At 67.2% G+C, this 13362-nt stretch carries 13 protein-coding genes and 1 pseudogene; 2 read left to right on the top strand and 12 right to left on the bottom strand.

The window, feature by feature from the left end; translation table 11 throughout:
• Positions 1 to 37: 37 nt before the first annotated feature.
• The 3 genes from ABZW16_RS11220 to dapA all read right to left on the bottom strand — a co-directional run bounded on the left by ABZW16_RS11220 (position 38) and on the right by dapA (position 3985).
• Complete coding sequence (locus ABZW16_RS11220) at positions 38 to 664, bottom strand: TIGR03085 family metal-binding protein (RefSeq protein WP_354954662.1); 627 nt, start codon at positions 662 to 664, stop codon at positions 38 to 40.
• A gap of 308 nt (positions 665 to 972) precedes the next feature.
• On the bottom strand, positions 973 to 3009 hold the full coding sequence (locus ABZW16_RS11215; protein ID WP_354954660.1) for a ribonuclease J: 2037 nt from the start codon (positions 3007 to 3009) through the stop codon (positions 973 to 975).
• Between the two features lie 67 nt (positions 3010 to 3076).
• A complete protein-coding gene (gene dapA / locus ABZW16_RS11210; RefSeq protein WP_354954658.1) occupies positions 3077 to 3985 on the bottom strand; it encodes a 4-hydroxy-tetrahydrodipicolinate synthase in 909 nt (302 codons plus the stop codon).
• A 147-nt stretch (positions 3986 to 4132) separates the two neighbouring features.
• Between dapA and ABZW16_RS11205 the strand changes: the two genes are divergently transcribed.
• Positions 4133 to 4579 carry a toxin-antitoxin system HicB family antitoxin gene (locus tag ABZW16_RS11205; RefSeq protein ID WP_354954656.1) on the top strand — a complete coding sequence of 149 codons (447 nt, stop codon included), beginning with the start codon at positions 4133 to 4135 and terminating at the stop codon, positions 4577 to 4579.
• Positions 4580 to 4881: 302 nt separating this feature from the next.
• Here ABZW16_RS11205 and ABZW16_RS11200 read toward each other — a convergent pair whose 3' ends face one another.
• The 8 genes from ABZW16_RS11200 to ABZW16_RS11165 all read right to left on the bottom strand — a co-directional run bounded on the left by ABZW16_RS11200 (position 4882) and on the right by ABZW16_RS11165 (position 11818).
• A complete protein-coding gene (locus ABZW16_RS11200; RefSeq protein WP_354954654.1) occupies positions 4882 to 6081 on the bottom strand; it encodes a crosslink repair DNA glycosylase YcaQ family protein in 1200 nt (399 codons plus the stop codon).
• A gap of 31 nt (positions 6082 to 6112) precedes the next feature.
• Positions 6113 to 7126 carry a hypothetical protein gene (locus ABZW16_RS11195; protein WP_354954652.1) on the bottom strand — a complete coding sequence of 338 codons (1014 nt, stop codon included), beginning with the start codon at positions 7124 to 7126 and terminating at the stop codon, positions 6113 to 6115.
• A complete protein-coding gene (locus ABZW16_RS11190; RefSeq protein ID WP_354954650.1) occupies positions 7119 to 8312 on the bottom strand; it encodes an ATP-binding protein in 1194 nt (397 codons plus the stop codon). The genes ABZW16_RS11195 and ABZW16_RS11190 overlap by 8 nt, the downstream gene beginning before the upstream one ends.
• Positions 8313 to 8407: 95 nt before the next feature.
• A complete protein-coding gene (locus tag ABZW16_RS11185) occupies positions 8408 to 9091 on the bottom strand; it encodes a response regulator transcription factor (RefSeq protein ID WP_354954754.1) in 684 nt (227 codons plus the stop codon).
• Positions 9092 to 9205: 114 nt separating this feature from the next.
• Positions 9206 to 9658 carry a flavodoxin family protein gene (locus ABZW16_RS11180; RefSeq protein WP_354954648.1) on the bottom strand — a complete coding sequence of 151 codons (453 nt, stop codon included), beginning with the start codon at positions 9656 to 9658 and terminating at the stop codon, positions 9206 to 9208.
• Positions 9659 to 9980: 322 nt separating this feature from the next.
• Entirely contained in the window at positions 9981 to 10487 is a 507-nt protein-coding gene (locus tag ABZW16_RS11175) for a hypothetical protein (protein ID WP_354954646.1), read from the bottom strand.
• Between the two features lie 76 nt (positions 10488 to 10563).
• Positions 10564 to 11310, bottom strand: coding sequence for a 4-hydroxy-tetrahydrodipicolinate reductase (gene dapB / locus ABZW16_RS11170; protein WP_354954644.1), 747 nt, complete (start codon positions 11308 to 11310; stop codon positions 10564 to 10566).
• A 94-nt stretch (positions 11311 to 11404) separates the two neighbouring features.
• Complete coding sequence (locus ABZW16_RS11165) at positions 11405 to 11818, bottom strand: MarR family transcriptional regulator (protein ID WP_354954642.1); 414 nt, start codon at positions 11816 to 11818, stop codon at positions 11405 to 11407.
• A gap of 59 nt (positions 11819 to 11877) precedes the next feature.
• Between ABZW16_RS11165 and ABZW16_RS11160 the strand changes: the two genes are divergently transcribed.
• Positions 11878 to 12315, top strand: coding sequence for a MarR family winged helix-turn-helix transcriptional regulator (locus tag ABZW16_RS11160; RefSeq protein ID WP_354954640.1), 438 nt, complete (start codon positions 11878 to 11880; stop codon positions 12313 to 12315).
• Positions 12316 to 12387: 72 nt separating this feature from the next.
• On the opposite strand, the pseudogene ABZW16_RS11155 reads toward ABZW16_RS11160, so the two are convergent.
• Positions 12388 to 13308: pseudogene (locus ABZW16_RS11155) on the bottom strand (zinc-binding dehydrogenase); the annotation flags it as partial.
• Positions 13309 to 13362: the final 54 nt, after the last annotated feature.

Below are 13362 nucleotides of genomic sequence, written 5' to 3'. Positions count from 1 at the left end.
GTGATCACTGCATCAGCACAAGAGACGCCGCGACCTGTCAGACCGAGCGATCGAGGCCAAGGACAGTCCGTACCGCCTCCGGATCACCCGTCGCTTCGACACACACCGCATCGCGGCCGAAGGCGTGCAGCAGCAATTCGGAGGGCTTGCCGGTCAGCGTCACCTTCGCGGTTCCGGATTTCGTATGTACGACGGCGTTCTTTCCATCCGGTGTGGCCAGCTCGACGGTGACCGGCGATTTCCGGTAGGCCATCTTGCCCATGCGGCGCAGCGCCGCCCACAGCTTGGCCTCATCGGCGGCGGGCAGCGCACGCGGCTCCCAACCGGGCGCGGCGCGGCGCACATCCTCGTGATGGACGAACATCTCGGTCAGGTTGGCGACCGCATCGACCGGCTTGAGCGGCGACCACCACGGCGGACCGGTCCGCACGTCTTCCAGCAGTTCGGGGAAGGGCCGCCGTGCCGCCTTGGTCTGTACCGACTCCAGGTATCCGGCGAGCGGCTTCAGCATGATTCCCGGGGACGCGTCCGGGCGGCGTTCACGAACGACCAAGTGCGCGGCCAGATCTCGCACGGTCCACTCGCCGCAGAGGGTCGACGCATCCGGTCCGACGGCGGACATCGTGTCGACCAGCGCCCGGCGTTCCCGCTGTGCCATGTTCACACTGCCGAACATAGCCGACCAGCTCCGGCAATTCGACGCCCGTCAGCTCCGGTTCTGCCGCCATAGCCCCGAATCCGGCGGGCGCACCACATATCCCCGCCCGAGAAAGTCATGATGTGCAGCTCCGACAACGGCCCGGCGAGCTCGGGTTCATGCGTGACGAGCGCGCCAAGTCGAGCGACGGCTTCGAAAGCAGCACCAGCCATGACAGGGCCCGGCGCCGACCGCGACCACGCGACTCGATCTGTCCGAGCCGGAACGTGAAAACCGCCGGGCGACAATGCCATCCGGCGGTTTCACAGCAGCTGTCAGACCCCGATAACCGTCGGAACGATCATCGGGCGGCGGCGGTAGGTATCGGCCACCCACCGGCCGACCACGCGCCGCACGCTCTGCGCGATCCGATGGGTATCGGTGACACCCTCACCGGCCAGTCGCAGCAGTTCGGCCTCGACCAACTCCGCGGCGTCCAGCAGTGCGGTCGGATCATCGGAGAATCCGCGCCCACTGATCTCGGGGGTGCTGACCGCCTTGCCCGTGGTCGAGTCGACCGCGAGGGTGATCGAGATGAACCCGCCCTCGCCCAGGACCAGACGATCCGACAGCGTTGACTCGCCGACATCGCCGACGGACAGACCGTCGACATACACATGCCCGACCGGAACCCGGCCCACGATCGAGGCGATCCCGTCGACCAGGTCGACCACCACGCCGTCCTCGGCGAGCACCACCCGATCCTCCGGCACACCGGTCGCCACGGCCAGCGCGGCATTGGCGCGCAGATGCCGCCATTCGCCGTGCACCGGCATGGCATTGGTGGGCCGCACCGCGTTGTACAGATACAGCAGCTCACCCGCCGAGGCGTGCCCGGAGACGTGCACCTTCGCGTTCTGCTGGGTGATCACCGTGGCGCCGAGCCGGGCCAGCCCGTTGACCACCGCGAACACCGAATTCTCATTGCCGGGGATCAGCGATGAGGCCAGCACCACGAGATCGTCGGCGCGGATATTGATCTGGCGGTGTTCACCGCGCGCCATCCGCGACAAGGCCGAAAGCGGTTCGCCCTGCGATCCGGTGGAGATCAGCACCAGCCGATCGCCCGGCAGGGTGGCGGCGACATCGAGATCGACGACCACACCGTCGGGCACCGTCAGATAGCCCAGTTCCTGTGCGATCTCCATATTGCGCGTCATCGACCGGCCGACGAAGCACACACGGCGCCCGTACTTTTGGGCCACATCGACCACCTGCTGAATGCGGTGCACGTGGCTGGCGAACGATGCGACGATCACCCGGTTGCGGGCCTTGCCGATCACCGTATCCAGTACGCCGCCGATCTCGCGTTCGGGCGTGACGAAGCCGGGCACCTCGGCATTGGTGGAGTCCACCAGGAACAGGTCGACGCCCTCGTCACCGAGGCGGGAGAATCCGGCCAGGTCGGTGAGGCGACCGTCCAGGGGCAGCTGATCGAGTTTGATATCGCCGGTGTGCAGCGCGACGCCCGCCGGGGTGCGAATGGCGACGGCGACGGCGTCCGGAATCGAGTGGTTGACGGCGAAGTATTCGCAGCCGAACGGGCCGTGCGTGGTGTGCTGGCCCTCGATCACCTCGACGAGTTTCGGGCGCTGCCGGTGTTCGCGGCATTTCGCGGCCACCAGCGCGAGGGTGAATTTCGATCCGATAACCGGGATATCGCCGCGCAGCCGCAGCAGGAACGGCACCGCGCCGATGTGATCCTCGTGGCCGTGAGTGAGCACGATGGCTTCGACATCGTCCATCCGGTCCTCGATGGGCCGGAAGTCGGGCAGGATCAGGTCGACGCCGGGCTGCTGATCCTCCGGGAACAGCACACCGCAGTCGACGATGAGCAGTTTGCCGCCGTATTCGAAAACGGTCATATTGCGGCCGATTTCGCCGATGCCGCCCAGGGCGAAGATACGCAGGCCATGCTTGGGGAGCTTCGGCGGTGCGCCGAGCCGGTCGGTGGCGGCGCGTTCGGCGGGGGCCGGAGGCTGCTCACCGCGTCCGCGGCCACCCTGCTGACGGCCGCGGCCCTGTCTGCGGGACTGCTCGGCCCTGGCGGCCGGAGCCTTCGCGGCCGGAGCCTTCGCGGCCGGAGCCTTCGCGGCCGGAGCCTTCGCGGCCGGAGCCTTCGCGGCCGGAGCCTTCGCGGCGGGAGCCTGCTGGGCGGGCGCCGATTCGGGGGATCGCGATAGCTCGCCAGCTTCGGATTGCGCTGCCCGATCGGACTTTTCCGAGGCGGCCGGACGCTTCGCCGCGGGTTCGGGCGCGCCCGCGGCTCGGGTCGCGCTCCGCCGGGGTCTGCGGCCTACTGATTCAGTCATGACTGCACCTCACCTCTAGTTGGTTCGATCATGTCTGACAGTGCGGTGTCGTTGATTCGCTTACTCCTCATGAAAGCACCCCTGCCAGCCGAAGGTCGGCGGCCAGGGCGTCGAGTTGTTCGGTGGTCGGCATCAGTTGCGGCAGACGCGGTTCGCCGACCTCGACGCCGAGCAGGCGCAGACCGCCCTTGCTCATCGCAACGCCGCCCAGGCGCGACATCGCGGCATTCAATGGCAGCAGGCTCGCATTGATCTCACGGGCGCGCGCCACGTCACCGGCGGTGTACGCGTCGAGCAGGGCGCGCAGCCGCTCGGGCACGAGATGTCCGATGACGCTGATGAATCCGGTCGCGCCGACCGAGAGCCAGGGCAGATTCAGCGCGTCGTCGCCGGAGTAGAAGGCCAGATCGGTATTCGCGATGAGGTCGGCACCGGCGTTCAGATCGCCCTTGGCGTCCTTGACCGCCACGATGCGCGGATGTTCGGCGAGCTTGCGAATGGTGTCGCTGGCGATGGGAACCACTGAGCGCGGCGGAATGTCGTACAGGGTGACCGGCAGGTCGGTGGCGTCGGCGACGGCGGTGAAGTGCGCGAGCAGGCCGTCCTGGGTCGGGCGGGAGTAATACGGAGTCACCACGAGCAGGCCGTGCGCGCCCGCGCGCTGGGCATTGCGGGCGAGTTCGATGGAGTGCGCGGTGTCGTAGGTGCCCGCACCGGCGATCACGGTGGCACGGTCGCCGACGGCGTCGACGACGGCGCGCAGCAGGTCCGCCTTCTCCGATTCGGTGGTGGTCGGCGATTCCCCGGTGGTCCCGGAAATCGCCAGCAAATCGACGCCGCGGTCGACCAAGCGTGCCGCGAGCGCGACCCCGGCATCGACATTGAGCTTGCCGTCGGCACCGAAGGGGGTCACCATCGCGACACCTACTGTGCCGGACGCGCGCAACTCCGTTGGCGTCGATTCACCGTTCTTCATGGTCAGAAAGGCTACCCGCTCCAGGGAACGCCCTCGACACCCCGACCGCCGATCGGCTTGCCCGGGCAAGTGATTCGCCTCCCACTCTATGATCATGGTGTCAAAAACTTCCTTGAATGACATCACAAATGGCGTCACACTGATGTCATGGATTTGAATAAATACACCGCCCGGCTACGCGAGGACCTGATCGCGGCCGCCGCACTCGGTGATGAAAAGACCCAGGCCACTGCCGCCGCACTGGCGGCGGCGACGGAGAGTTCGGCGCGACTGGCGCTGCTGGCGGCACTGTCGGATCTCGCCGCCGAGGTCAGCACCGAACTCGGCGACCGAACGGTACATGTCTCGGTGGACGGCACCGATGCGACCGTGGACGTCCGCAAGAACCCGCGCGCGGAGAGCGAACATCCGAGCTTCGAGGAAATGACCGGCGATATCAGCCGGGTCACCCTGCGGTTGGTCGAGCAGATGAAGGCCAAGGCGGAGGAGGCGGCCGCGGCGAGCGGGGTTTCGCTGAACTCGTGGCTATCGAACGCCGTCAGCGGGGCACTGCGCGATCAGATGCGCGGATACGGGCCCAAGCGCGATATCTGACCGGGGCGATATCCGATCGAGAGCGGTCTCCGCCCGCCAACGTGGCGGTTAGTTCGGGTACCGCTAACTATTGCAAGCGGCGTTGCGTTACAGGCGGACGCCGCCGAGGTATTGGTGGCCGCTGCCGCAGCGTATTGCGCGGCACTGCGCGCGGCGACTGCGAGGTTCAGCTGTGGCGGGGCAGGTTCCACATGTTCCCGCTGCTGCCCGAAGCCAGGGACGCGCTCGATCAGGTCGAGCGGTTCGTGGCACGGGTGGAACGCGCAGCCATGCGACCCCGAAATCGGCCTGAGTGCGACGGTTCACAACAGCGGCGCGAGATCGCCGCGTTCGCCGATCACCACCTCATCGAGTTCGAGCCAGTCGGCCATCTCTCGCAGCACGTCGGTGAGCACTTGGGCCGTCTCCGGAGTGCGGTGGCCGGGCTCGGCGAACGCACCGGGCACCAGCAGCCGTCCGGCCGCACGCTCGGCCCGCAGGTCGACGCGACCCACCAACTCCCCGTTCAACAGGAATGGAAAGACGTAATAGCCGTGCACCCGTTTGGCTTCCGGCGTGTAGATCTCGATCCGGTAGTGAAAGTCGAAGATCCGCTCGGTGCGGGCGCGGAAGAAGATGAGCGGATCGAACGGGCACAGCAGCGCCGCACCCTCGATCCGGCGCGGCGTCGACGCACCGGCACGCAGATAGGCGGGTTTATCCCACCCTGTCACCTCGACCGGCTCCAACTCCCCCGCATCGACCAGATCGGCGATCGCCGGTTCGGTTTGTGATCGGTGCAGCCGGTAGTAGTCGCGCAGGTCGGTTTCCGTCGCGACGCCGAGTGCGGTCCCAGCGCGCAATACCAACTCCCGCACCGCGTCGGTCTCCGAGACATCGCGGCCCAGGATCTCCGGCGGGATCACCCGCTCGGCCAGGTCGTAGTGCCTGGCGAAACCGACCCGCTTGTCGACCGAGAGTTCACCGGCGGCGAAGAGCTGTTCGCAGATCATCTTGGTATCGCTGAGATTCCACCAGGACCCTTTGGGGCGCGGCTTGTCCAGTTCGAGATGACGCTCCACCTCACCGGCGGTAGCCGCGCCGACCTCGGTGATCACATCGAGAATGTCCTTGCCGAGGGTGGGGTTGCGCTCCTTCGCCCGGCGCACGCCATCCCAGCGACCGTGCTCGTATCTGCGCATTCGCCATCGCATCAGCGGCCAGTCCTCGACGGGGATCAGCGCGGCCTCGTGCGCCCAGTATTCGACCAGTCGCCGGGGGCGCCGCACACCATTGCTCCAGGCGGCGTCGTCCAGCAGCGTGCGGTCGTATCCGCCGATCCGGCTGAAAACCGGCGCATAGTGCGCGCGCACCACCGCCGATACCGAATCCAGTTGCAGCAGCTGTGTTCTCGCCACCGCACCCAGAACCGACTTCCGCGTTGTCGTGCTGGGCCGCCGCGCCGCGAACCCCTGCGCGGCCAGCGCCGTCCGACGCGCCGCGGCCGCACTCATCTTCCGCATGCTCACGACAATGCCATGGGGGTCCGACAGATCACGTCGAGACCGAGACCTCACCCGCGGTATCGATCTCGGTGCGCCGATCACAGTCCGGTGCGTTCGCGAGCACCGTGGCGAGCACCCGCCGTCCCATCGGCAGCACCCGCACGGTGACCGAACCGACATTGGCCGCGTCCAATTCGCGGGTCGCGGATTCGATCACCTGCTGGCGCACCCACTTCGGGACCCCGGCGAAACCACCGTCATCCAGCAGCACCACCTCGACCCCGCGTGAGCGCGCGCCGCGGGCGGCACTGCTCAGCTCGTCGGTCACCAGCTGGGGCGCGCGCAATCCGTCGCGCAGTTCGGCCTCGAGCAGTCGGCACTCCTCCCGCTCACATGCGGTGAGTTCCGCGCCGTCGGCAATGCGTTCCAGAATCGGGCGGGCCACCTTGTCGAGCCGGGCCAGTTGCCGATCGCGCTCACCGTTCTGCGCGGCCATGGTCGCCTCAGCGGCCGCGCGCATGGTCGACTCCTCCCGCAGCAGCCGCAGCGAACGCTGCATCGGCCGCATGACCGCCGCGCCGATCGAGACCCCGGCCACCGTGGCGATCGGCACGATGGATCCGACCACCACGCGCAGTCCGGTCGTCGCGCCGACCACCGCGATCACCGCCGCGATCCCGGCCACACCCCACCACGCCGCGCCCAAACGGCCGCGCAACACCAGCACCGCGAGCACATAGGACGAGGCGAATGCGCTCCAGACCTGTTTGGACACGCCGGGATCGATATCGACAGTGGTCAGCGCGGTCGCGAGCGGTCCGGCCGCGGCCACCGCGATCGCTGCGGGCAGTGGCAGCGGGTCGACCGGAATCACCAGGACAACCACCCCCGCCCCGACCAGCAGCACCAGCGCGATCAGGGCCAGAATCAGCGGCGATTCGGCGAAGTTGCGCGTCATGTAGAGCAGGATCGTCGCCTCGAAGATGACCAGGAACAGCCATGCCGACCGGTCCCGCAGACCGAGCAGGTCGCGCAGACCGAATTCGTTACCGGTGTCAGCCATCGCCACCCCAGACCAGGGTCACCGTGGTGCCCTCCCCCGGTTGGGATTCCACGAATCCGGCCCCACCGGCCAGTTGGCGCATCCGGCCGAGGATGCTCACCGAGACACCGAGCCGATCGGCGGGCACCCGATCCATATCGAATCCCGCTCCGTCGTCACGGAATACGACCCGGATACCGCCCGCACTGATCGTCACCGTGACGGTGCGCTGCACATCGCGGCCCGCAACGGTGGCGTGGCGCAGACTATTTCGCGCCGACTCGGCGAGCGCGGCTGCGATGGTGCCAGCGGCTTGCACGGGCAGTCGCAGATCATCGAGTCCGGCCCAGCGCCGCGCGGTGAAGCGGATTGCCGGATTCACCTCGTACACTGCTGCGCGCAGGAAGCCGATCGCCGATTGCGCGTCCAAACGGTCGGGTTCGGTATTGGCGCCGCGACATTCGTCGAGTTGTTCGAGCGTGCGTTCGGCCTGACGGCGCAGTACCGGCGATTCGGCACCGGCGCGCGAGGCATCGAGCAGCGTCGACAGCACCGCGTCGTGGATGAGCGCGGCGAATCGGGCGCGCTCCCGATCCCGGGCCGCCGCACCGGCCACCGCCGCCGCACGCCGACTCGCGATAACCGATTCACGGTCCACCCGCGCGGCCGCCGCCAGCGCGTATATACAGCACCAGAGGAAAAGCGCGCACAGGCCAGCGGCCCTGGCGAAGTCGTCGATCAGTGACCACACCGTCGCGTCGGGCACCACATACCGGTTCGCCAGCGCCGCGGCCGCGGCGGCAACCAGCAGATAGGCCACGGCCAGCGCCGGACGCCAGGCCAGCACCGCGGCCAGCACACCGAGCGCGAGCACTCGATACATCCACACCGATGCGGTATCGGTCAGCGGTGCGGCGTAGATGAACGGCATGGTCGCAAGCGCCGCAAGGTAACTCACCGCGGCCGCGCCCGCCACCACGCGGATCACCCTGGTGCCCATCGCGATGGATACGACCGCGAGCACCGGGAACCATCCCAGCGCCACGCCGACCACTACGCTCGCCCACGGGCTGGAGACGAATTTGACCTGGTCGGCGATATCGGGCAGTTCGACGATCGCGACGATCACTCCGGCAATGCCGACGGCCAGACCCATGCGGCGCAGAATGCGATCCGAGGCCGCCTCGACAATCTTCTGTCTGGACACCGCGGCCCGCCCACGGCGCCATCGACTCGCCCGGAGTGGGTCGAGCGCGGCCGAACTCGCGGTTGGTGATGAGGTGTCCAGCATGCTGGACGCGGTCATCCCCGGGTCTGCCGCTCGGGAACTGGTAGCCATCCGTCCTCGACCGCCCGCTTGTAGAGGTCGGTTTTGGTGGGAGCCGGACGCCCCGCATCGGCGTACTTCTGCCGGATGCGCCCAAGATAGTCGTTGACGGTCTGTTCGGAGAGTCCGGTCAGCCGCGCGACGCGGGAGGCCTTCTCACCCGAGGCGTAGAGCGTGAGCACCTCTTCCTGGCGCGGGCTCAGACCCACGTCGGACAGCTGCGGATCACCATCGATGGCGGCAGCCCAGTCGGTGGTCACCACCTGCTCACCCGAGGCGGCGCGACGCACCGCCGCGACCACGGTCGGCACATCCTCGGACTTGCGCACCACGCCGAGTACACCGGCCTTTGCGGCGGCACGCACCAGGAACGCGTTATCCGCGCCGGTGAATACCAGGACCTCCACGCCGCGGTTGCGCAGCGCGCGCACATTGTCTTCCGGCGAGGATCCATCGGCCAGTCGCAAATCGAGGACGACCAGATCCAGCGGCGCGCTATTCGCCGCCGCCGCAAGCAGTTCCGGTACGGTCCCCGCTGTCAGCACCAGATCTAGATCGGGTTCCGGCGCCAGCATCGCGGCCAGCCCGATCGCCACCGATTCGTGGTCCTCGACCAACCCAATTCGGCGCGGTGTTGTTTCGCCCCCTTCGGCCCACATCACCTCGACACTCCGTTCCCGAGCAAACTCGTCCACATCCCCACCGCTACAACGTCACCTCGTAGTATGCCCGGCTGCCGCAGGGACCTGTCAGACACCAAAATTCGGGGGCCGTCACGCCATGAGGTGCGCCGCGACCGTCGCCCCGAGCTCCCAGCAGCGCTGAAGATCGTCCTTGGAGGGCGGGCCCATCACGATAACCGGCGCCGCGACCTTCTCCCAGCCGAGCCCATTGGTCACGCTGACCACTCCGCGTTCGGCCCCTTCGGTGCCCTCATTGCCGTGCAGGTAGAAGCCGAACGGCCGACCACGCGTCGAGTCCAGACACGGGTAGTAGAAGGTATCGAACGCATGCTTGAGCGCACCGGACATATAGCCCAGATTCGCCGGGCTACCGAGCAGATAACCATCCGCGCCCAACACATCGCTGGCGGTAACCGCCAGCGCCGCCCGGCGTTGCACCTCGACACCCTCGATCTCCGGATCTGTCGCACCGGACACCACGGCCTCGAACATCGCCTGCATATGCGGTGACGGAGTGTGATGAATGATCAGCAGCCGAGACACATCCAGCAGCGTACTGCGGCACTCGAGTTAAGGGTGGGACGCCAGCACACCATTGAGCCAAAAATCGGGCATATTCCAGGGCATCTAGCTATTGACTGGCGACAAAAGTAGAGGAAAATTAAGGGTTACACCGGAATACCGGAAAGTGCCGAACTGTCGGACGAAGACGTTCGTAGACATCGGAGACACCTTCCAGGATCTGGCCAGGCCCCCGGCAAGTCAGTCGAATATCGGAGTAATCAACGACGGTTGAGACTCACGAATTCGATGGAGACTACCGGGGACTGATCTGTTCGGGGGTCTTCGTTCGGCAGGCGCGTGATCAATCCGCGCGCTGCTCGCTTTCGATCTTCTCCAGCGCGACTGCGCGCCGCATGGTTTCCCGGGCGCGACTGCGGTCACCGGCGTAGTCGTAGGCGCGGGCGAGGCGGTAGGAGACGCGCCAGTTGTCGGGATCGGCCTCCCACTCCTGTTCGACCTGGTTGAACAGTTGGTCGGCGGCTTCACGTTCGATGCGGCCGGAGGGGCGGCGGGGTAGTTCGGAGGTGTCGAGTTCCAGGCCCTCCTCGTGGATGCGACGGGCCAGATGCTGGTGGGCCAGGGCGGCGCGGACGGTGGCCACGACGATCCAGACGCCGAGCAGCGGCAGGATCAGCACACCGATGCCGATGATCACTGCGGGCGCGTCACCGGAACCGATCAGGCTGATCGCGATGCGGCCGAGCAGCACAAAATAGAAGCCCAGCACGACGACCAGGACCGCGATGAACAAGACGACCTTGCGGACCTCGGTGCCGCGGCCCGCCTCGACCGGTTCCTGGGCGTTCATGACTCCACCTCGCTGGCGCTCGGTTCCGCCATGACCGCCCGGGCGGCCGTGGCCATGGTTCCCTCGCCGCGCTTGCTCACAGATCCAGGAACGGGTCGAGCCCGACGGTCAGGCCGGGGCGGTTCGCGATCTGGCGCACGCCGAGCAGCACACCGGGGGCGAAGGAGGAGCGGTCGATGGAATCGTGCCGGATGGTGAGGGTTTCGCCCTGGGTGCCGAACAGCACCTCTTGGTGCGCGACGAGTCCGGCCAGGCGCACCGAATGCACCCGGACGCCGTCGACGTCGGCACCGCGCGCACCGTCGAGTTCCTGGGTGGTGGCGTCGGGGCTGCGGCCGACTCCGGCCTTGTCCCGGGCCGCGGCGATCAGGCCTGCGGTGCGGTAGGCAGTACCCGAGGGGGCGTCGAGCTTATTCGGGTGGTGCAGTTCGATGACCTCGACCGAATCGAAGAATCGGGCCGCCTGTTCGGCGAAGCGCATGGACAGCACCGCGCCGATGGCGAAGTTCGGGGCGATCAGCACACCGGTCTCCGGTTGCCCGGCCAGCCAGCCGCGCACCTCGTCCAGGCGCGCCGCGTCGAATCCGGTGGTGCCGACGACCGCGTGAATCCCGCGTTCCACCAGGAACTTCAGATTCCCCATCACCACATCGGGATTGGTGAAGTCGACGACCACCTGCGTCCCGGATTCGGTGAACACCTCCAGCGAATCGTCCTTATCGACGGTAGCGACCAACTCCAGATCGCCCGCCGCCTGCACCGCCTCGCAGATGGCCTGCCCGACTTTTCCGCGCGCACCGAGCACTCCGACCCGAATGGTCACCGCACCTCCTCATTCGCCTGCTGTCCCCGCAAGCCTATCGACCCTGCTCACATCCCCCTCCGCTGACCTCCCGCCGGGTACGCATGGCTACGTTTCACTGCTGGGCGGCCATATTTTCGGCCATCCTTTCGAGCAGGCGGACCGTCTCGCCGTACTGCTCATCGGTAATGCCGTCGAGCATGGCGCGGCGGCGCTTGCCGATCAGGGCGAAGGCTTCCTGATGGGTGGTGCGGCCTGCTGTGGTGAGGGCCAGGGTGCCCGAATCGTCGGTGATGTCGCCGCGATCTACCAGATACGCGAGTTGAATGTCCCACTCCGACAGGTCGTTCCAGAATGGCGCAAGACCGTCGCGGACATCGGCGGCGGGGCGGGGGCCTTCGGCCAGCGAGTTGAGCATCTGCCAGTGCCGACGAGTCAGCCCGGCGGCGGCCAGGTCGTCCTCGAAGCGGGCATTGATCAGGCGATCGAGTTCCTTGAGCCAGTAACCGATCGGGCGTTGTGCTGCCACGATTCCTCCGATACATGTAGAATTACAACTACATGTAATATGACATGAAAATGGAGAGAATGGAAGAGCACGATGTAGTCACCGAGGCTGTCGAGGCGGCAATGGTCCGGATTCGGCGGCGTCAGACGCGGGGGGCACTCGGCAAGGATTCGCCGGTGCCCATCGCGGTCTTCCGGGTGCTGGACGCGGTGGCCGGTACCAGCGCAGCTAGCGTCGGAGCCCTCGCCCCCGCGCTGGGCGTCGATCAGCCGCGCGCGAGTCGCCTTGTCGCCCAAGCGGTTTCATCCGGACATCTCGAACGGGTCGCGGATCAGCAGGATGGCAGGCGAGCCGTCCTGCGGCTGACCCCCACCGGGCACGCCGTCGTGACCGCGGCCCGCGATGGCCGCCGCGCCGCCATGGCGGCCGCGATGTCGGACTGGACCGATCGCGAGCGCACCGAATTCGCCCGCCTGCTGGGACAATTCGTCGACGCACTGGACAGGCGGGAAACCTGAGCATCTCGATCGCCGCCGTAATCCAGCACACAGGCCAGGTAGCGGGTGTCCCGAAAGGGCACCGCGGGCGGACTACTCGAACACGATCACTTGCCGCAGCGCATGCCCTGCGGCCAATTCGTCCATGGCATGGTTGATTTCGTCCAACCCGACATGGGAGGACACCAGCTTCTCGACGGGCAGGCGACCCGCGCGCCACATGCGGACGTATTCGGGGATGTCACGCGATGGGACTGCCGAGCCGAGATAGCTGCCGATGATGGTGCGCCCCTGGGCGACCAGGGCGAGAGGTGAAATGCTCGCGCGGGCATCGGGGGCGGGCAGGCCGACGGTGACCGTCGTACCGCCGGGTCCCGTTGCGGCGATGGCGGTTTCGAAGGCACGGACATTGCCCGCGGCCTCGACAACGACATCGGCCACGATGCCCTGTTCCGCGATTTCGGCCGGTGTGTAGGCGGCGGTTGCGCCGAGTTCCTTTGCAAGAGCGAGCTTTTCCGCGACGGTATCGACGGCGATCACCTCGTGCTCGCCCAGCGACACCGCGACGAGCACCGCCGCCATCCCGACGCCACCGAGCCCGACCACCATGATCCGGTCGGCCGGACCGGGCTTCACGGAATTGAGCAGCGCCCCGCCACCCGTCAGTACCGCGCAACCCAACACCGCCGCGACCTCCGGCGGCACATCGGCATCGACCGGCACCACCGATCGGCGATCGACGACGGCATGCGTGGCGAAGGCGGACACCCCGAGATGATGGTGTACCTCAGTACCCGCGCGGTGCAGCCGCCGCCCACCATTCAATAGCTCACCTGCATTATTGGCCGCACTGCCCGGCCCACATGGCGTGCGGCCCTCGCTGGCGCAGCCCGCGCACTCCCCGCAGCGCGGCAGGAAGGTCATCACCACGCGCTGCCCAACCGCGAGATCACTGCCGCCGGGTCCCACCGCCTCGACAATGCCCGCCGCCTCGTGTCCGAGCAGCATCGGCACTTATACCTTGGTTGGGTTTACTAGCATGTGCTGTTTTCCCATAAATAGTTGTAT

Origin of the sequence: Nocardia sp. NPDC004604, from assembly GCF_040609795.1 — a bacterium.
Classification (GTDB): domain Bacteria; phylum Actinomycetota; class Actinomycetes; order Mycobacteriales; family Mycobacteriaceae; genus Nocardia.
This window is presented reverse-complemented; position numbering and strand designations above follow the sequence as displayed.

Excerpts from the sequence above, each read along its gene's own strand:
- ABZW16_RS11215 (WP_354954660.1), bottom strand. The coding sequence starts at position 3,009 with ATGACTGAATCAGTAGGCCGCAGACCCCGGCGGAGCGCGACCCGAGCC.
- dapA (WP_354954658.1), bottom strand. The coding sequence starts at position 3,985 with ATGAAGAACGGTGAATCGACGCCAACGGAGTTGCGCGCGTCCGGCACA.
- ABZW16_RS11205 (WP_354954656.1), top strand. The coding sequence starts at position 4,133 with ATGGATTTGAATAAATACACCGCCCGGCTACGCGAGGACCTGATCGCG.
- ABZW16_RS11200 (WP_354954654.1), bottom strand. The coding sequence starts at position 6,081 with ATGCGGAAGATGAGTGCGGCCGCGGCGCGTCGGACGGCGCTGGCCGCG.
- ABZW16_RS11195 (WP_354954652.1), bottom strand. The coding sequence starts at position 7,126 with ATGGCTGACACCGGTAACGAATTCGGTCTGCGCGACCTGCTCGGTCTG.
- ABZW16_RS11185 (WP_354954754.1), bottom strand. The coding sequence starts at position 9,091 with ATGTGGGCCGAAGGGGGCGAAACAACACCGCGCCGAATTGGGTTGGTC.
- ABZW16_RS11175 (WP_354954646.1), bottom strand. The coding sequence starts at position 10,487 with ATGAACGCCCAGGAACCGGTCGAGGCGGGCCGCGGCACCGAGGTCCGC.
- ABZW16_RS11160 (WP_354954640.1), top strand. The coding sequence starts at position 11,878 with ATGGAAGAGCACGATGTAGTCACCGAGGCTGTCGAGGCGGCAATGGTC.